This is a genomic window from Cryobacterium sp. Y82 (genome assembly GCF_002929495.1).
In the GTDB taxonomy this organism is placed as follows: Bacteria; Actinomycetota; Actinomycetes; order Actinomycetales; family Microbacteriaceae; genus Cryobacterium; species Cryobacterium serini.
Genome location: NZ_PJJJ01000037.1, coordinates 169,892 through 187,658, shown reverse-complemented (window position 1 = coordinate 187,658; position 17,767 = coordinate 169,892). Strand labels below are relative to the sequence as shown.

General features: G+C 63.9%; 16 protein-coding genes. 12 read left to right on the top strand and 4 right to left on the bottom strand.

Features of this window, described 5'->3' with window-relative positions; genetic code table 11:
- Positions 1–6: 6 nt before the first annotated feature.
- Entirely contained in the window at positions 7–1,272 is a 1,266-nt protein-coding gene (locus CXY70_RS16135; protein WP_104193352.1) for a branched-chain amino acid ABC transporter permease, read from the bottom strand.
- A gap of 296 nt (positions 1,273–1,568) precedes the next feature.
- Between CXY70_RS16135 and guaB the strand changes: the two genes are divergently transcribed.
- The 11 genes from guaB to CXY70_RS16075 all read left to right on the top strand — a co-directional run bounded on the left by guaB (position 1,569) and on the right by CXY70_RS16075 (position 13,965).
- Positions 1,569–3,071, top strand: coding sequence for an IMP dehydrogenase (gene guaB / locus CXY70_RS16130; protein WP_104193351.1), 1,503 nt, complete (start codon positions 1,569–1,571; stop codon positions 3,069–3,071).
- A 95-nt stretch (positions 3,072–3,166) separates the two neighbouring features.
- The gene (locus CXY70_RS16125; RefSeq protein WP_104193350.1) at positions 3,167–4,285 is read left to right on the top strand and encodes a GuaB3 family IMP dehydrogenase-related protein; all 1,119 of its coding nucleotides are present in this window, start codon (positions 3,167–3,169) and stop codon (positions 4,283–4,285) included.
- A 207-nt stretch (positions 4,286–4,492) separates the two neighbouring features.
- Positions 4,493–6,223 carry a glycerol-3-phosphate dehydrogenase/oxidase gene (locus CXY70_RS16120; protein ID WP_104193349.1) on the top strand — a complete coding sequence of 577 codons (1,731 nt, stop codon included), beginning with the start codon at positions 4,493–4,495 and terminating at the stop codon, positions 6,221–6,223.
- 148 nt (positions 6,224–6,371) lie between these two features.
- Positions 6,372–6,905 carry a cation:proton antiporter regulatory subunit gene (locus CXY70_RS16115; protein ID WP_233193339.1) on the top strand — a complete coding sequence of 178 codons (534 nt, stop codon included), beginning with the start codon at positions 6,372–6,374 and terminating at the stop codon, positions 6,903–6,905.
- Positions 6,906–6,908: 3 nt separating this feature from the next.
- Entirely contained in the window at positions 6,909–8,384 is a 1,476-nt protein-coding gene (locus CXY70_RS16110; RefSeq protein ID WP_104193348.1) for a cation:proton antiporter, read from the top strand.
- Between the two features lie 5 nt (positions 8,385–8,389).
- On the top strand, positions 8,390–9,169 hold the full coding sequence (locus CXY70_RS16105; protein ID WP_104193347.1) for an SURF1 family protein: 780 nt from the start codon (positions 8,390–8,392) through the stop codon (positions 9,167–9,169).
- A gap of 9 nt (positions 9,170–9,178) precedes the next feature.
- Positions 9,179–9,613, top strand: a complete 435-nt coding sequence (locus CXY70_RS16100) for a DUF3817 domain-containing protein (RefSeq protein ID WP_104193346.1) — start codon at positions 9,179–9,181, stop codon at positions 9,611–9,613.
- Positions 9,610–11,223: a glutamine-hydrolyzing GMP synthase gene (guaA, locus tag CXY70_RS16095; RefSeq protein ID WP_104193345.1), complete on the top strand. Its 1,614-nt coding sequence runs from the start codon at positions 9,610–9,612 to the stop codon at positions 11,221–11,223. Before CXY70_RS16100 ends, guaA begins: the two co-directional genes overlap by 4 nt.
- Positions 11,224–11,371: 148 nt before the next feature.
- Positions 11,372–11,617, top strand: a complete 246-nt coding sequence (locus CXY70_RS16090; RefSeq protein ID WP_233205989.1) for a hypothetical protein — start codon at positions 11,372–11,374, stop codon at positions 11,615–11,617.
- Between the two features lie 508 nt (positions 11,618–12,125).
- Positions 12,126–12,710, top strand: coding sequence for a GNAT family N-acetyltransferase (locus CXY70_RS16080; protein ID WP_369852782.1), 585 nt, complete (start codon positions 12,126–12,128; stop codon positions 12,708–12,710).
- Positions 12,711–13,008: 298 nt separating this feature from the next.
- Positions 13,009–13,965, top strand: a complete 957-nt coding sequence (locus CXY70_RS16075; protein WP_104193343.1) for a phosphotransferase — start codon at positions 13,009–13,011, stop codon at positions 13,963–13,965.
- Positions 13,966–14,031: 66 nt separating this feature from the next.
- Here the strand turns inward: CXY70_RS16075 and CXY70_RS16070 are convergent, their stop codons facing one another.
- From CXY70_RS16070 to CXY70_RS16065, 3 genes are all read right to left on the bottom strand, one after another.
- Positions 14,032–15,243: an MFS transporter gene (locus CXY70_RS16070; protein ID WP_104193342.1), complete on the bottom strand. Its 1,212-nt coding sequence runs from the start codon at positions 15,241–15,243 to the stop codon at positions 14,032–14,034.
- A gap of 225 nt (positions 15,244–15,468) precedes the next feature.
- Positions 15,469–15,618, bottom strand: coding sequence for a hypothetical protein (locus CXY70_RS17895; RefSeq protein WP_158251008.1), 150 nt, complete (start codon positions 15,616–15,618; stop codon positions 15,469–15,471).
- A 90-nt stretch (positions 15,619–15,708) separates the two neighbouring features.
- The gene (locus CXY70_RS16065) at positions 15,709–16,527 is read right to left on the bottom strand and encodes a Bax inhibitor-1/YccA family protein (RefSeq protein WP_104193341.1); all 819 of its coding nucleotides are present in this window, start codon (positions 16,525–16,527) and stop codon (positions 15,709–15,711) included.
- A 220-nt stretch (positions 16,528–16,747) separates the two neighbouring features.
- Between CXY70_RS16065 and CXY70_RS16060 the strand changes: the two genes are divergently transcribed.
- Positions 16,748–17,743, top strand: coding sequence for a glycerophosphodiester phosphodiesterase family protein (locus CXY70_RS16060; RefSeq protein WP_104193340.1), 996 nt, complete (start codon positions 16,748–16,750; stop codon positions 17,741–17,743).
- Positions 17,744–17,767 lie beyond the last annotated feature (24 nt).

Here is a 17,767-nt window from a genome sequence, read left to right as displayed (position 1 = left end):
GAACCCCTAACCAATTCTCTCTTTGCGACCCATGATGCCCTGCGGCCGAAACAGCAGAACCAGGATCAGGACCACGAGTGCACCGACGTACTTCATGTCGGACGGAAGCCACAGCGTCGACAACTCCACGAAGAGGCCGACGATGATCGAGCCGATCAGGGCTCCGAAGGCGGTGCCGAGGCCACCGAGGGTGACGGCGGCGAAGACCAGCAGAAGCATCTGGAATCCCATATCCCAGCTGACCCCTGGACGGAAGTACGCCCACAAGACTCCGCTGAGTCCGGCCAGCGCGGCACCGGTGACCCAGACGATGCGAATGACGTTGTCGACGTCGATACCACTGGCCGAGGCGAGGCTGGGATTGTCGGAGACGGCTCTCGTGGCTTTGCCGATGCGGGTGCGCAGCAGAAAATAAGCCACCCCGAGCAGCACGACCACACTGATGCCCATGCTGATCAGATCGATCGGAGACAGCGAGATCGGGCCGAATTTGAGGTCTGTCTGCCCGGCCCCCGGTAGCTGACTCGTACTGCCGCCGAAGAAATATTGAAAGAGATAGCGCAGCGCCAGCGAGAGACCGATGCTGACGATCATCAGTGGGATGAGCGCGACCCCCCGGCGTCGCAATGGTTTCCAGATCACCGCATCGAGGCCCCAACCGAGCGCGCCGCTGAGCGCGATTGCAATGAGGATGGCGAGCCAGATGGGCAAGCCCAGCTGCACCGCGAAGACCAGAGTCATCAGCGCGCCGAAGGTGATCATCTCGGCGTGGGCGAAGTTGCTTAGCCCGGTCGTGCCGAAGATGAGCGACAACCCGATCGCGGCGAGGGCGAGCAGCAGGCCGAAATTCAGGCCGTTGACGAAACGGTTGACGAACTGGTCGAAGAAGCTCACCGTATTGCGAGTGTCTTCACCGAGAAAAAAGTTGACCGACTTTCGGTCGGTCAGCCCGAACTCCGCGTTGATGACGTTGGCGCCCTTAGCGACGACGACGCCCTTCGGTAGGGTTTCTTCGTCGAGAGTGACCTCGTAGGTGCCCTTTTCGGGAACCCCGATCGCCCACCGACCCTCAGTATCTGTGACCGTGTCAGCCTGGTAGCCGTTGCCGTCAACGGCGATCGCGACGCCGTCGAGCGCATCACCGTTGAACTGTACGTTGCCCGAGATGGTGAAATCGAACTCGGTGCCCACCTCGTCGGCGTGAGCGCTGCTCACCGAGAAGGTGGCCATGGTCAAGGCCGCCAGAAGCGTGACAAACAGGATGGCGAGCATCCTGGGTATGTATCTCTGAGCCGTAGGTGTGGGCTGCACGGGACCTCCATGTTGGTGCCGACCGATGGGTAACCGGGCGGGCGCCGGGTAACTGCTGCCAACGTCGTCGTTGAGAGTATTTGCCGATTATGTCCTATAAGTTTCGAAACTTTGCACCAGACAGTAAATGTGAGCGGAATGTGATGACCCCAAACATGCTTAACATTGAAGGAGCGGTTATTTCAGATCACGTCCCATGGGGTGATCACGCGTTTTGCCGCATAATTTTTTGTTTTTAGCTATAGGTAAGGGGTTACATGGATCAGCCAGATCCGTTCGGATTCACCGGGCTCACCTACGACGACGTGCTGCTCCTGCCGGGGCACACCGACGTCATTCCCAGCGAAGCGGTCACCAAATCCCGCTTGACCCGGCGCATCGACGTGTCGCTGCCGCTGCTCTCCAGCGCCATGGATACGGTCACCGAAACGCGCATGGCCATCGCCATGGCCCGCGAGGGCGGCCTCGGAATTCTGCACCGCAACCTCGCAATCGGTGATCAGGCCGAACAGGTCGACCTGGTCAAGCGCAGCGAATCCGGAATGATCACCAACCCGGTCACCACGTCGCCCGACGCCACCGTGGCCGAGGTTGACACCCTGTGCGGCCAGTTCCGCGTGAGCGGGCTCCCCGTCATTGACGGCGAGGGAATCCTGGTCGGTATCATCACCAACCGGGACATGCGTTTCGTGCCGTACGCCAAGAAGGCGCTCACCCGGGTGAGCGAGGTCATGACGAGGTCCCCGCTGATCACCGGCAAGGTTGGAATGGCCCCGGAAGACGCACTGGCAATCTTCGCGAAGCACAAGATCGAAAAGCTCCCCCTGATCGATGCCAACGGCAAGCTCACCGGCCTGATCACCGTGAAGGACTTCGACAAGAGCGAGGAATATCCCCTCGCCACCAAGGACGATGCCGGACGCCTCCGCGTAGGCGCGGCCATCGGCTTCTTCGGTGACGCCTGGCAGCGGGCGACCGCCCTGCTCGAATCCGGGGTGGACGTGCTTGTGGTCGACACGGCCAACGGTGACAGTGCCGGCGTGCTGGACATCATCCGCCGGCTGAAATCGGACAAGGCGTTCGCCGACGTCGACGTGATCGGCGGAAACGTGGCTACCCGCTCTGGCGCCCAGGCGCTCATCGACGCGGGCGCGGACGCGATCAAGGTGGGAGTGGGCCCCGGCTCAATCTGCACCACCCGCATCGTGGCCGGGGTGGGCGTACCCCAGATCACTGCCGTCTACCAGGCCTCGCTTGCCGCGCGGGAAACCGGCATTCCGGTCATCGCCGACGGCGGGCTGCAGTATTCCGGTGACATCGCCAAGGCCCTCGTGGCCGGCGCCGACACCGTCATGCTTGGCTCCCTGCTGGCCGGCTGCACCGAAAGCCCCGGCGAGCTCGTGTTCGTCAACGGTAAGCAGTTCAAGACCTATCGCGGCATGGGCTCTCTCGGAGCGCTGCAGACCCGCGGCACGAAGACGTCGTATTCCAAGGACCGCTACTTTCAGAACGACGTTCCCAGCGACGAGAAACTGATTCCCGAGGGCATCGAGGGCCAGGTCCCGTTCCGCGGACCCCTCGCCGCTGTGGCTTACCAGCTGGTCGGCGGCCTGCGCCAGTCCATGTTCTATGTGGGGGCCCGCACCATCGCCGAGCTCAAGCAAAAGGGCAAGTTCGTGCGCATCACGCCCGCCGGGCTCAAGGAATCGCACCCGCACGACGTGCAGATCGTGGTCGAGGCCCCGAACTACCGGCGGTAGGGCTTCTCGGGCCGCTACCCCCGCTTCTGAATCGGGCGGGGGTAGCAGCATCCGCTTGAAAAAGGGATGTCGGTGGCTGCCTCTAAACTGGAACCATGGAAATCGAGATCGGCCGTTCCAAGCGCGCACGCCGCGTATATGCCTTCGACGACATCGCGGTGGTGCCCAGTCGGCGCACCCGCGATCCGGAGGACGTGTCGGTCGGCTGGACCATCGACGCCTACCAGTTCGCCATTCCGGTCCTGGCCGCGCCCATGGACTCCGTCGTCTCGCCCACCACGGCCATCATGATGGGGCAGCTGGGCGGCGTCGGCGTGCTCGACCTCGAGGGCCTCTGGACCCGGCACGAGAACCCCGAGCCGCTGCTCGCCGAAATTCACAGCCTGCCCGCCGATAAGGCGACAGCGCGCATGCAGGAGATGTACTCCGCCCCGATTCAGCCAGCCCTGGTCACCGCCCGGCTCGCCGAGATTCGCGCGGGCGGCGTCACCGTGGCTGGGGCGCTCTCGCCCCAGCGCACCCAGGAATTGTACGAAACCGTCGTCGCCGCTGGCGTGGACCTGTTCGTCATTCGCGGCACCACCGTGTCGGCCGAGCACGTGTCGCAGAACCAGGAACCGCTCAACCTCAAGAAGTTCATCTATGAACTCGACGTGCCCGTCATTGTCGGCGGCGCTGCCACCTACACGGCGGCGCTGCACCTCATGCGCACGGGCGCCGCGGGCGTTTTGGTCGGTTTCGGCGGGGGAGCGGCGTCGACCACCCGCGCGACCCTCGGCATCCACGCGCCAATGGCGACTGCCGTAGCGGATGTCGCTGGCGCGCGTCGCGACTACATGGACGAATCCGGCGGGCGATACGTGCACGTCATCGCGGATGGCGGCCTCGGTACCTCGGGTGACATCGTCAAGGCCATCGCCTGCGGCGCCGACGCCGTCATGCTCGGTACCGCCCTGGCGCGGGCAACGGATGCCCCCGGCGGCGGGTTCCACTGGGGCGCCGAGGCGCACCACCCCCAGCTTCCGCGCGGTAAGCGGGTCGAGGTGGGCACGGTCGCCCCGCTAGAAGAGATTCTGTACGGCCCGGCACCGGTCGCGGACGGCACCGCCAACCTCGTCGGTGCGCTGCGTCGGTCGATGGCAACCACTGGCTACTCAGATCTCAAAGAATTTCAGCGGGTTGAAGTGGTTGTCGCGCCGTACCGAGTGAACTAGCGTCTGTATGAACTGGCTTCGGTATGAACTGGCTTCGGTATGAACTGGCTTCGGTATGAACTGGCTTCGGTATGAACTGGCTTCGGTGTGAACTAACTGTCGAGGACAGACGTACTTTCAGCATTACGCGCAACACTGATGTCGCAATTGTTTGTCGCACCTCCCCTGACCTCTCGTCTTCACCACTGAGTCTGAACAGGAGTAGTAATGGCCTCCCACAATTCGGTTACCCGGTCCACGAAATTGGGGCCTGAGGAGCGGGTCGCCGCTCTGGTCAAGCTCAAGGAAAAAGAACTCGACATTCTCGTCGTCGGCGGCGGCATCGTCGGTGCCGGAGCTGCCCTTGATGCCGTCACCCGCGGCTTGAGCGTGGGCATCCTCGAGGCGCGGGACTGGGCGTCAGGCACGTCGAGCCGGTCATCCAAGCTCGTGCACGGTGGCATCCGTTATTTGGAGCAGCTCGACTTTCGCCTCGTGCGTGAGGCGCTCACCGAGCGGGGCCTGCTGCTGCAGCGCATCGCGCCGCACTTGGTGAAGCCGGTGCGGTTTCTGTACCCGCTCAAGAAGCGCTTCACCGAACGGTTCTATATCGGCGCCGGAATGCTGCTCTACGACATCTTCTCCTACACGGGCGGGCGACCGCCCGGCGTGCCGCACCACCGCCACCTGTCGAAGAGTCAGGTGCAGAAGCTCATCCCGAGTCTTGCCAACGATGCCCTGGTTGGCGGTATCACCTACTACGACGCCCAGGTCGACGACGCCCGCTACGTTTCGTCCCTTGTGCGCACCGCCTCGTTCTATGGTGCCCATGCGGCCAGCCGGGTGCGCGTGGAAGGCTTTATCAAGGTGGGGGAGCGCGTCGTCGGCGTGCGCGCCCACGACCTGCAGACTGACGAACACTTCGAGGTGCGGGCCAAACAGGTCGTGAACGCGACCGGCGTCTGGACCGACGACACCCAGCGCATGGTCGGCGAACGTGGCACCTTCAAGGTACGGGCGTCGAAAGGCGTGCACCTTGTGGTTCCGCGCGACCGGTTCCAAAGTGCCATGGGATTGCTGCTGCGCACCGAGAAGAGTGTTCTGTTCGTGATTCCGTGGGGCCGGCACTGGCTCATTGGCACGACCGATACCGACTGGTATCTCGACAAGGCGCATCCAGCCGCGACGGCGGCCGACATCGACTACATCCTCGAACACATCAATGAGGTCTTGACGGTACCTCTCACCCGGGAAGACGTCGAGGGTGTCTATGCGGGTCTTCGTCCGCTGCTGGCCGGTGAGAGTGATCAGACTTCCAAGTTGTCCCGCGAACACCTCGTAGGGCATTCGGTGCCCGGCCTCGTTGTGATCGCCGGCGGAAAGTGGACCACCTACCGCATCATGGCCAAGGACGCAGTGGATGCCGCGGTCTCGGCCCTCGATGGCCGCATTCCCGCTTCGGTTACCCAGGACATCCCCTTGCTCGGTGCCGAGGGCTATCAGGCGGCGTGGAATAAGCGCGGCAAGATAGCCAGGGCGTTTGGCGTGCACACCGTGCGGGTGGAACACCTGCTCAACCGCTATGGAACCCTCACCGACGAGCTGCTGGACCTCATTCGCGCCAACCCGGCGCTCGCCGAACCGCTGCCCGGCGCCGACGACTACATCGGCGCCGAAGTCGTCTACGCGGCCTCGCACGAGGGCGCGCTTCACCTCGAAGATGTGCTCGCGCGCCGCACTCGCATCTCGATCGAGGCGTGGGACCGCGGGGTCTCGGCCGCGCCCGTCGCCGCCGCGCTGATGGCCGGAGTGCTCGGCTGGGACCAGGAGCGCATCGACCGCGAGGTCGGCTTCTACCTCACCCGGGTTGCCGCCGAGCGTGCTTCGCAGGAGGAGCCGAACGACGAATCCGCCGACCGGGTGCGCCTCGAGGCCCCCGACATTGTGGTCACTAACTAGCTGCGACCGCGTCACTGCGCCAGGTGCCGGTGGCCGCGCCCATTATCGGTAACCGCTCCAGCTCTAACTGGCGCGGCTTCGCGCGCGGCGCGCAGCGGTAAAAGAGGCTCCGGTAGACTAGGGCTACTGCACCTAGACCTCAGGAGTCATGACAATGGTTGATGTTCGGCGGGTCAAACTTCCCGGCGTGGGTGTATTGCACACCTTCATCACGGATGACGGTGGCAAGGTTGGCGTCATCGCGCATCGTTCCGGCCACAGCGACCTTATTACCTTCGCCGACGACGAAGGAGGTCCGGACGCGAGCAAGGTCTCGCTGCGGCTCAATGAGGACGAGGCGCACACCCTCGCCGAGTTGCTCGGCGGCACCCAGATCACCGAGTCGCTCAGCGCCCTCGACCAGATTCCCGGACTCAGCATCGACTGGTTCACCGTGGACTACGAAGACCACATCGCAGGCCAGGCCCTCGGTAACCCGGCCGACCGCGGCATCGCCGGACTCACCGTCGTTGCCGTCGTGCGCGGCGAATCGGCCAACCCCGCCCCAGCTGCCGACTTCAAGGTCTTCCCCGGTGACACGCTGGTCGTCGCGGGCTCGCCTGAAAAAGTCGTCAAGGCCTTTGCGTTCTTCCGCACCGGTGAAGTGAAGGCGAAGACCGTCGACGCTCCACCCGGGGGGTAAGCGATGCACTTGGGCGGAGATCTCCTCGTTCTTGGCATACTGCTCGTCGTCGCTTATGTTCTTGGCCGCCTGGGCAAACTGATCGGGCTCCCCACCATCCCGATCTACATGATTGTGGGCCTTCTCGCGAGCCCGAACACCGACTTCTTTCCCCTGGACTTTGAGTCCGGCGACATCGAACTCATCGCGGTGTTCGGCCTGATTCTATTGTTGTTCAGCCTCGGCCTCGAGTTCGACCAGGAGGAATTCTTCGGCAACGCCAAAACCCTGATCATCTCCGGTGGTTCCTGGATTCTCATCAACATGGGAGCCGGCTTCATTTTCGGCCTGCTCGTGGGCTGGGGACCGCGCGAAGCTCTCGTTATCGCAGGCATGACCGGTACTTCCTCGAGCGCGATCATCACCAAACTGCTCATCGAACTTCGCCGCCTCGCGAACAAAGAGACACCGATGATCCTCGGCGTGACCGTGGTCGGCGACATCTTCATCGCCATCTACCTGTCGATCGTCTCCGTTGTACTCAGTGGCAAGACCGAGATCTGGCCGATCGTGATCCAGCTTTCCATCGCATTCCTCTTTCTCGTGGCCATGTTCTCGCTCGCCAGATGGGGCGGCCGAGTCGTGTCACGCGTCATGCGCACCAAAGACGACGAACTGTTCACTATTTTGTTCTTCGGCCTCGTAGTCCTGTTCGCCGGCATCGGTGAGATCATCGGTGTGACGGATGCGATTGGCGCATTCCTGATCGGCGTCGTGCTTGGCGCGAGCAGCTATCGCGCCAGGATCGAGCGCGTCGCGGTACCGTTGCGGGATGTTTTCGCAGCATTCTTCTTTCTCAACTTCGGCCTCGCCCTCGACGTGGCCCAGTTCGGATCAGTGATCTTCGTCGTGCTGATCGCCATCGTGATGACGTTCGTCTTGAGCCTGCTGTCGGGAGCGCTGCTGGCCTGGCTGCACAAAATGGGTCCACGCGAGGCCCTCAACACCGCCGCGATCTTCGTCAACCGCGGCGAGTTCACGCTGATCCTGGCAACGCTCTCTGTTTCGGCCGGGCTCGACCCGCGGTTGCAACCGTTCGCGGGCCTCTACGTCTTGGTCATGGCAATTCTGGGTCCGCTGTTCGCGGCGAATTCCGAGAAGATCGGGTCGGCGCTGCGCCGCCGGGTGCCAGCATCCGTTGAACCTCGTACGCCGCGCAACCCGATGCTCGACGAAGAGATCGCCCTCGTCGATGCGGCGACGGCCGCGCAGGCAGCGGATGCCGACGCATCCACCCGCCGGGGGTCCAAGCGCGATTCGGCCAATTCCCAAGCGTCGGGCGATACTGTCAATACGGTACGACGCTCGCATTCGGGCGATTCAGACCTCGATTCGATGGCCGATTTCGCTCTCGGTCAGCATTCCCCGGAACCCGATGACACGGCCGACACACCGGCACGCAAACCCGGGCGAGAAACCCACACAGGTGACTATTCGTGATCAGAATGATGCTGCGCCCCCGCTGGGTGGCCGCGCTGCTGCTTGCCCTCGGCATTGCCGCAGCCTTTGCCCTGCTCGGGCACTGGCAGTTGGAGCGCGCCATCGAGTCCGGCGTTGTTGTGGAGCGCAGTACCGAGCAGGTGAAGCCGCTCGCCGAAGTGGCGCAACCTGACGGCGGGGTGACGCAGATCGCGACCGGCCAGATGGTCGCCGCCGACGGCAGATGGGTGGCCGGTGACGAGACGCTGATCACGACGCGCTTCAACGGCGGCGTCGAAGGGTTCTGGGTCGTCAGCCATTTTCGAACGGATGCCGCCGTCAGCATCGCCGTCGCGCGCGGGTGGGCTTCAGACAGGGCCACGGCCGAGGCCGTCATCGAAGCACTGCAGACCGAGCCGGAAAACACTCCGGTCACCCTGACCGGGCGTTTTCTTACGGGCGAGGCCCCCGAGCTGCCCGACCCCGAGGGCGATTCAATGGAGCTGACGAAGGTCGCGCCATCCGCTCTGATTAATCTGTGGACCGATTTCACCGACCAGTCGGTGTATTCCGCCTATATCGTCGACGCTGCGGCCCCGACGGGCCTCGACCTGATTGACTCCCCGATACCCCAGGTCGACCAGTCGCTGAACTGGCTGAACATCTTCTACGCGATCGAGTGGGTCGTCTTCGCCGGGTTTGCCGTGTTCTTCTGGTACCGGATGGTGCGTGATGCCGTGGAACGCGAGCAGGAAGAAGCAGCGCTCGAGAGCGCCGCTGCCGGGGCTCCCAGCGCGGGCGCGTAGAATTAGCTCATGCCACTTGATCCCAAGCCCGCCGATATTTCCCGAATCCCCGGTGCGCTTCGGCTCTACCAGGTGTCGTCCATCATTACCGGTGTTTTTCTGCTATTGCTCTGCGCCGAGGTCTACGCCAAGTTCGTGCTCGGCTACGAACTCGAGATGAACGGCTCCGAAGGCTTTCTCGCCCTCGTGCCCCGAGACACGGTCGCCGCGATCAACCTCAGCACGACCATTTTGATCGTGCACGGCTGGTTCTACGTGCTGTACCTGTTCGCCGACTTTCGCTTGTGGAGCCTGATGCGCTGGCCGTTCCCGCGCTTCGTGCTGATCGCTCTCGGCGGCGTCATTCCCACGCTCTCGTTCTTCCTGGAAGGCCCCATGACCCGCCGCGTCAAACGTTCCCTCGCGCAGCTCGAAGCAAAAAAGACCGCCGAGGTACGTTCATGAATGCCGCCGCCGATGCACCGGATGCTCCCGTCGCCGACTCGGGGCTGGATCGCCCCGTTCTCGTGGTCGACTTCGGCGCGCAGTATGCGCAGCTGATCGCGCGGCGCGTGCGTGAGGCATCCGTATATTCAGAGATCGTGCCGCACACCATCACTGCCGCCGAGGTGGTAGCCAAAAATCCGCGCGGAATCGTGCTGAGCGGGGGACCGTCAAGCGTTTACGCCGACGGTGCGCCCACCTTTGACGCCGAGATCTTCGAACTCGGCGTGCCCGTTCTCGGCATCTGCTACGGCTTCCAGGTGATGGCGACCGCCCTCGGCGGCACCGTCGCCCACACCGGAGCTCGTGAATACGGCTCGACCCCGGTCGCTGTGAGCAACGCCGACAACGTTCTGCTAGCCGATCAGCCCGACAGCCAGACGGTCTGGATGAGCCATGGCGACTCGGTTGCCACCGCGCCGGAAGGCTTCACCGTGCTCGCCTCGTCGACGTCGACTCCGGTCGCGGCATTCGCCAACGATGAAAAGCGGCTCTACGGTGTGCAATGGCACCCCGAGGTCAAGCACTCCGAAAACGGCCAGCACGTGCTCGAGAACTTTCTGCACCGCGCCGCCGGAATCAACCCCGACTGGAACAGCGGCAACGTCATCGCTGAGCAGGTCGCGAAGATTCGCGCCCAGGTCGGCAGCGGCAAGGTCATCTGCGGACTCTCCGGCGGAGTCGACTCTGCCGTGGCCGCGGCCCTCGTGCACAAGGCCATCGGCGACCAGCTGGTCTGCGTTTTCGTCGACCACGGCCTGCTGCGCGAAGACGAACGTCGCCAGGTTGAAGAGGATTACGTGAAGGCCACCGGCATTCGCCTGGTCACCGTCGACGTGCGCGAGCAGTTCCTCACGGCGCTCGAGGGCGTGAGCGACCCGGAGACCAAGCGCAAGATCATCGGCCGCGAGTTCATCCGTACCTTCGAGCAGGCCCAGGCTGAACTGATCGAGGAGGCCAAGGAAATCGATGGCGACCCGATCCGCTTCCTCGTGCAGGGCACGCTCTACCCCGACGTCGTCGAATCCGGCGGCGGTAGTGGTACTGCCAACATCAAGAGCCATCACAACGTCGGCGGGCTGCCCGACGACCTCAAGTTCGAACTGGTCGAACCGCTGCGCACCCTGTTCAAAGACGAGGTGCGCGCGATCGGCGCCGAGCTCGGCCTGCCTGCCGAAATCGTGCAGCGCCAGCCGTTTCCCGGCCCCGGCCTCGGCATTCGCATCGTCGGCTCGATCAACCAGGAACGCCTCGATCTGCTGCGCAAAGCGGATGCCATCGTGCGCTACGAGTTGACCGCCGCCGGCCTCGACCGCGAGATCTGGCAGTGCCCGGTCGTGCTGCTCGCCGATGTGCGGTCAGTGGGCGTGCAGGGCGACGGCCGCACCTACGGCCACCCCATCGTGCTGCGACCCGTGTCGTCGGAAGACGCCATGACCGCCGACTGGACTCGCCTTCCGTACGACCTGCTCGCGAAGATTTCAAACCGCATCACGAACGAGGTAGACGGCGTCAACCGTGTCGTGCTCGACGTTACGTCGAAGCCGCCGGGAACCATTGAGTGGGAGTGATCCCGCAGCACCGTTGAAACAGGAGCGTGACAAGAGGGGCCGGCTCGCAGGAGCCGGCCCCTCTGCCGTGGGCGTGCCCGCTATGGGTGAGCGCACCCGTGGTAGTTGGAGCGGCCACCCGTAGCGGGCGCGGGCATTGCTGCATCGAGTGGGCATCACCGCCCTCAACGCCCTTCTGTTTCTGGTCGCGCCCGCGACGGCCATGACCGGTGCCATGCTGCTCGGTGAGCCGCTGACGCTTCTGACCCTGGCCGGGTTCGCGCTCTGCGGCGGGGTGTCGCGATCGTTCTGGTCATTGAGGCGCGAGCAATCCGAGCGGATGCCTGAGTCCGCCGCGATCCGCTTGCCGAAGCAGAGGGCTGCGCAGTACAGTCAAAACATGTTCTGCTCCTGATTGTTTCGCGCTGTCGTGCCTTCCGCACGATTGACTACCGAGCTTGCAACGATCAAGGACACGATGCTTCAGATACGCAACTACCGCGTTGCCGACGAACGCAGCTGGCTCATTTGCCGGTTGCTGAGTTTTTTCGACACCGATTACTACGACGATGTCAAAATTTGCAAGACCACATTTACGAATGGTCGTGTGGAATTGGTGGCAGGGCGTGGAGACGAAGTCCTGGGACTGCTTGACGTGGAGATTGACGGCAACGCCGCGACAATCGACTCAATTGCTGGTACCCGCGCGCCCAGCGCCAGGGGCTCGCGTCGAAGCTGTTGCACGAGGCGCTTCGGCGCCTGCCGGAGAACGTGACGTCGTTGGATGCGTGGACGCGAGCAACCGAGAGCGCGAACGCCTGGTACGCATCCGCCGGGTTCAGTGAGAACTACCGTTACCTGCACGTCTACAAAGATTCGGCGAGTGGGGACGACGGATTCGAGCCTCCCGCTGGGCTCGCCAGATGACGGACCGTCACCAGCCGTTTCCCCAGCACCTGGAAACCCCGCGATTGCTGATGCGGCCCTGGCGGCTTTCCGACAGCGCTTCCGTGCGCGGGCTGTGGGCCGAACGTGATCCTCGGTCTCGGCATGTGATCGACTCGGCGGACCGACCCACGGTCGCCGACATGCGCGCACGTATTCTGGGCCAGCTCGAAGAATCAACCCGTACCGGCTTGTCGCTGCTGGCGATCGAGCGCAAAGTCGAGGGCGACTTCATCGGCTATTGCGGCCTGATCGTGGGGGAGGGAACGCCGGCGGAGCCCGAAATCGCCTTTGAACTCTTCAGGGCCGCGCACGGCCACGGATACGCCACCGAGGCCGCACGGGCCGTGCTCGACGCGGCTCGGGCTACGGGGCGCACGCGGTTCTGGGCCACGGTTCGTTCGTGGAACGCCCCGTCATTTCGTGTGCTCGAAAAGATCGGCTTCACCGCAGACGGCAGGGTCGACGCCGATGCCGTCCGTGGCGACAGCGTGCGGATGACCATCGGCGGCGACGCTACTGCGAGATTACGGAACGCGGGTACGGCCACCGGACGCCCGTGAACCCGGCGGCCCGTGCACGCTCGCGAGGTCGCGGGCCAGGTGTGCCCGCTTCAATCCGTTGCAGACCGCCTTGTCTTACATCAGTTGGTAGCGAAATAGCTGATGTACTCCAGCATCGCGAGCAGCCAGAACCTGAAGCCGCAGATCGCCTCGCTCGCGGGTCTCAACGAGCGTGAGCACGAAAGTCAACAGCACAGGGTTCATGCCCGAAGCACCGCACAGGCACGCAGATGACGATCTCAACCATGCCCTCCGTCGCGCAGGACCGTCGGGCGCGCCCGCCCACTAGGCTCGCCAGATGACGGACCATCACCAGCTGCGACTGACCTGGCCGGAATTACCGGCCTCGATTCACACGACCGTTGAGAACCTTCTGGGCGGATGCGTCGTCGAAGCACACAGCCAGGCCAACGGATTCTCGCCCGGAAGCGCCGACCGGGTGCGCGCGGACAACGGCCGCCGTGCCTTCGTGAAGGCCGCGAGTCGAGAGCGAAACTCCGACACCGTCGACCTTCACCGGCGCGAGCTGGCCGTGCTGCGGATGTTGCCCGACTCCCTGGCGGTACCGCGGCTCCTGGGCTCCTTCGACGACGGCGAGTGGGTCGCACTGGTCATCGAGAGCATCGACGGCGTGCACCCGAGGGAGACTCCGTCCCTGCCAGAGATCCTCGCCGTTTTGTCGGCGCTGGAGTCACTTCCCAGGATTCGCGGATGCGCGGGCTGGGCCGGTGTACCGGACGCGACGGCAGAGTTGGTTTCTGCGTTTGCTGGTTGGCGCAGCATCCACTCTGAGGGGCGTGCGGTGTCCCTGCCTGCCTGCGCTTACCAGCACCTCGACGAACTCGAAGAGCTTGCCGCCAGCGCTGTGCGGGCAGTCGAGGGAGACTATCTGCTGCACCTTGACCTGCGGAGTGACAATATCCTGCTCGATGACACCGGCCGGGCGTGGCTGGTCGACTGGCCGTGGGCCGGCGTCGGGGTGCGGTGGCTCGACGCCCTCACGTTCCTGCTCGACGCGCGCCTGCGCGGAAGTGACGCTGACTCTGATGAGATCATCGCGACGCATCCGCTCTTCGCTGAAGCGGATGACCCCGCCATCAACGCCGTGCTGTCGGGGCTGACTGCCTACTTTCTGGATGCAGCGCAGAAACCCGCTCCGGTGAATATGCCGACTCTGCGCGCCTTTCAGCTCTCCGAAGGCCTGGCCGGTCTGTCCTGGCTGGGAGAACGGCTCGGCTGGACGATAGATAGCTAGAAATTTGCACGTGCTGCGCGCGACTGCGCCCGAAACGGGTGGCCGCTACGGTAACCGGTCTAGCGGCTACCCGTTTCGGGCGCGGCTATGAGCAGGATCGTGCGGGAGGACGATGGCCGCCAGTACCGCGCAACCCACGAAGACTCCGCCACCGACGGCGATCGGCAGCGGCAGGCTCGTGACAGCCAGCAGGCCGCCGAGCGCCGAACCGAGCGCCAGCCCGAGGAGGCTGAGCACGCGAGACGCAGCGTTGACTCGGCCTCGGAGGGCATTGGGCACGAGTCGTTGGCGAAGGGAGGTGGCGCAGATTCCCCACACTACGGCGTGCAGGATGTAGATCGCGAGAAGCACCGCGGCGAGGACCCCGTTCGTGGTGAGTGACAGCGCGAACAGCGCTGCCGCCCCCGTGACGAGGCTCGCAATAATCGTGCGGCGGTAGCCGATCCAGCTGGTGAACCGTGCTGTCATGAACGAACCGACCAGCCCACCGAGCGCTGAAACGGCGAGGATCACTCCATAGCCGACGGCATCGAGGTCGAGATTTTGCGCGCCGAACAGCACGAGGATCGAGAACGGGAGCATGTAGCCCACGCTCGCGAGGGCGCCGATCAGGGCGAGCCCGCCAACGGTGCGGTTGCCGGCGAGCCATCGCGCTCCGTCCAGCGCCTCGCGGAAAACGGGCTGGCGATGCGTGCGCTCAGCACTCGACTCGAGCCGCCGGATCGGCAATGCCAGTGCGAGAAGCCCGGCCGCAGCCCATAGCCCGCCCATGAGATACATGGGAGCCGCGGCCGCGACGGCAAACAACAGTCCGCCAAGCGGCGGGCCCGCGAACTCATCGGCAACAAGCTGTGCTGCCGAGATGCGGCCATTCGCGCGATCCAACTGCTTCACCGGCACGACCCCGGGCAGGAGAGAAACGGATGCGTTATCCGCCGCGCTCTCCAGCGTTCCGACCACCGCAAACACTGCATAGAGCAGCGGCAAGGTTCCAAGTTCCAACTGTATGGAGACCGCGAGGGCGATCACGACGAGTCCCCGGATGAGGTTAGCGGCGATCAGCAGGTTGCGTCGATCGATCCGATCGACCCACACCCCGATAGGCAGCGCCACCAAAAGCCGCACCAGGGCGTAGGTCGTCGCCAGTCCGGCAACCAGTCGCGGATCGTCGGTGAGCGATGCCGCCAGAAGTGGCATCGAGATGAACGCGACTCCGTCAGCGAGATTAGCGGAGGCACTCGATACCCACAGCGCTCGAAATGGGCGACCGAGGGACATGACCCCGAGTCTAAAGCAGACGCCCACGCGTACGCCCTCGAGGTGAACGCGATGGCTCGCTACGGTACCTTCTTGCGGTGATGGCGCAGGTCACGTTGGCGAGTGACAACCGGAGCAGGATCGCCGACACGAGCGGGCTCTGACGCTGTACCGGCCGGCCAAGAACAAAGCGCACGAATGGATCGAGCAGCCTCACATCGTTATGAGGCCGAAGCAGATGTGAAGTCAGTCCTTGGGGGCCTTGAGATAGCGGCGAATGGCGAGCACGACAACCCAGGCGAGGCCGAGGAGCACGATGGCGCTACCGATATAGCCGAACGTGGCATTCGAGCCGCTGATTTCGAGGGGCAGCACGTACAGGTCAGTGAAACTCATTGCTTAAGCCAACCACAGTGTGGCGTTCGCGGGGTACGAAAAAGCGCCCGCGTTACGAGAACGAGGGCGCCTGATCGAAAGCGGATGCTGCTACTCGCGAGTGAGCACGAAGATGCGCAGCATTTCGACGTAGAGCCAGACGACGGTCATGATGATGCCGAACGCGCCAGTCCAGCCGTACTTGCGGGGCAGGCGGTTGTTGACGCCCTTCTGGATGAAGTCGAAGTCGAGCACGAGCGAGTACGCGGCCAGGAGCACCGCTAGCAGGCCGATGATGATGCCGAGCTTGAGGTCGAAGCCGAGAATGTTGATGCTCGCACTGCGCATGCCGAAGGCCTGGTCGGTGCCACCGAAGATCATCATTCCCACGTTGATGAGCGAGAACGCTGCGTAGCCGATCATGGCGATCAGGAAGATCTTGGTGGCCTTCTTCGAGGCGCGAATCTTGCCGCTCTTGAACAGTGCCAGGGTGACGGCGACGACGACGAGGGTGGCGAGGACCGCCTGCACTACGACGCCCCCGTACTTTTCGTCAAAGACGCGCGAGATGCCGCCGACGAACAGGCCCTGTGCCGCAGCGAAGGCGAGGATGAGCGGAGCCGACGGCTCCTTCTTGAACGTGTTTACGAGGCCGAGCACAAAACCGACGATGGCGCCGAGGATGAACAGGAACGGGAGCACCGGGGTCGCGACCCAGGAGATCATTGCCGCCACGAGCAGCAGCGCGAAGCCGAGGCCGGTCTTGGTGATGGTGTCTTCGTAGGTCATGCGTTCGGTGTCTTGCGCACCGGCGGAAGGCCGGTTGTACATCGACTGCAGATCGTTGTCAGAGAGGGCCTGCGACGACGCCACTGCGCCGCGAGGGCCGAACGCCTCGTTGCGGGAGAAAGCGGGGTTGGAGGATGCCATGTGTTGCTGTACTCACAATCAGCTGGGGAGTAACGGTTGCGCGCGGGCGAACCAACACGCAGCGCCTGGTGCGGCACTTCATCAAAGCTACCCGAGTGCGCATTCGAATGTGCTGGGGATCAGCCGATTTGCAGCATTCCGGGCGTCAGATGCAGACGTTTCGCTACAAGCGGAGAGCACCCCTCAGCATGCGTCCTCTCGGCGCGGATAGCCTGAAAACATGCACACTATCGTCATTGGCCACCGCGGGGCGAGCGGCCACCGGCCAGAGCACACGCGTGCCGCCTTCGATCTTGCCTTTGCGCTCGGCGCCGACGCCGTCGAACCCGATCTGGTGGCAACCCGAGATGGTGTGCTCGTGATCCGCCACGAAAACGAGATTTCCGGCACAACGGACGTCGCCACGCGCGCTGAATTCGGCGCTCGCCGCACCGAAAAACACGTCGACGGCAAGCTGGTCACCGGCTGGTTCACCGAGGACTTCACCTGGGCAGAGTTGAGCACCCTGCGTTCCAGGGAACGGTTGCCGTCGCTGCGGCAGAGCAACACGACCTTTGATGACCAGCAGCCGATTCTGCGGCTGCGGGACCTGTTCAACCTCGTCGACGCTGCGGCTGAGAAGACCGATCGGGTGCTCAGCATCGTCGCCGAGATCAAGCACGGCAACTATTTCGCAGCGCTCGACCTGCCGCTGCCCGAGCTGTTCGCCGCCGAAGTATCCGCGGCCGGCTGGAACACCGACCGACTCACCGTGGAGAGCTTCGAACCGAGCGTGCTCGCCGCGGTTCGGGCTCAGGGCGTGCGCGGCAAACGCATCTTTCTGCTCGAAGCTAAGGGCCACCCGGCCGACGCCGAGGCCGGCGACGTGAGCTACACCGATCACCTGACCGCTAATGGGCTCGCAAACCTGGCCGCGGAATTTACGGGGATCGACGGCATCAGTGTGCCCAAATCCCTCATTCTCCAAACGGATGCCGCGGGGGAGGTGACTGGGGCATCCGCTTTGGTCAATGACGCGCAGACCGCCGGGCTGGAGATTTACTGCTGGACCCTGCGTCCAGAGAACAAGTTTCTGGCGAAAACGTTTCGGCGCGGTATCCGCAGGGCGGACTTCGGTCAATGGCAGGCGGAGTTTCGCCTCATCCTTACGACAGGCATCGACGGTGTGTTCGCTGACCACCCCGATCTGGCCGTGCACGTGCGGGACGCGCTCTGAGTATGCCGCCCGCCCGCCTGTCAG

Excerpts from the sequence above, each read along its gene's own strand:
- CXY70_RS16075 (WP_104193343.1), top strand. The coding sequence starts at position 13,009 with ATGACGGACCATCACCAGCTGCGACTGACCTGGCCGGAATTACCGGCC.
- guaB (WP_104193351.1), top strand. The coding sequence starts at position 1,569 with ATGGATCAGCCAGATCCGTTCGGATTCACCGGGCTCACCTACGACGAC.
- CXY70_RS16135 (WP_104193352.1), bottom strand. The coding sequence starts at position 1,272 with ATGCTCGCCATCCTGTTTGTCACGCTTCTGGCGGCCTTGACCATGGCC.
- CXY70_RS16105 (WP_104193347.1), top strand. The coding sequence starts at position 8,390 with ATGATGCTGCGCCCCCGCTGGGTGGCCGCGCTGCTGCTTGCCCTCGGC.
- CXY70_RS16115 (WP_233193339.1), top strand. The coding sequence starts at position 6,372 with ATGACAATGGTTGATGTTCGGCGGGTCAAACTTCCCGGCGTGGGTGTA.
- CXY70_RS16080 (WP_369852782.1), top strand. The coding sequence starts at position 12,126 with ATGACGGACCGTCACCAGCCGTTTCCCCAGCACCTGGAAACCCCGCGA.
- CXY70_RS16120 (WP_104193349.1), top strand. The coding sequence starts at position 4,493 with ATGGCCTCCCACAATTCGGTTACCCGGTCCACGAAATTGGGGCCTGAG.
- CXY70_RS16060 (WP_104193340.1), top strand. The coding sequence starts at position 16,748 with ATGCACACTATCGTCATTGGCCACCGCGGGGCGAGCGGCCACCGGCCA.
- CXY70_RS16070 (WP_104193342.1), bottom strand. The coding sequence starts at position 15,243 with ATGTCCCTCGGTCGCCCATTTCGAGCGCTGTGGGTATCGAGTGCCTCC.
- CXY70_RS16110 (WP_104193348.1), top strand. The coding sequence starts at position 6,909 with ATGCACTTGGGCGGAGATCTCCTCGTTCTTGGCATACTGCTCGTCGTC.
- CXY70_RS16100 (WP_104193346.1), top strand. The coding sequence starts at position 9,179 with ATGCCACTTGATCCCAAGCCCGCCGATATTTCCCGAATCCCCGGTGCG.
- CXY70_RS17895 (WP_158251008.1), bottom strand. The coding sequence starts at position 15,618 with ATGAGTTTCACTGACCTGTACGTGCTGCCCCTCGAAATCAGCGGCTCG.
- CXY70_RS16065 (WP_104193341.1), bottom strand. The coding sequence starts at position 16,527 with ATGGCATCCTCCAACCCCGCTTTCTCCCGCAACGAGGCGTTCGGCCCT.
- CXY70_RS16125 (WP_104193350.1), top strand. The coding sequence starts at position 3,167 with ATGGAAATCGAGATCGGCCGTTCCAAGCGCGCACGCCGCGTATATGCC.
- guaA (WP_104193345.1), top strand. The coding sequence starts at position 9,610 with ATGAATGCCGCCGCCGATGCACCGGATGCTCCCGTCGCCGACTCGGGG.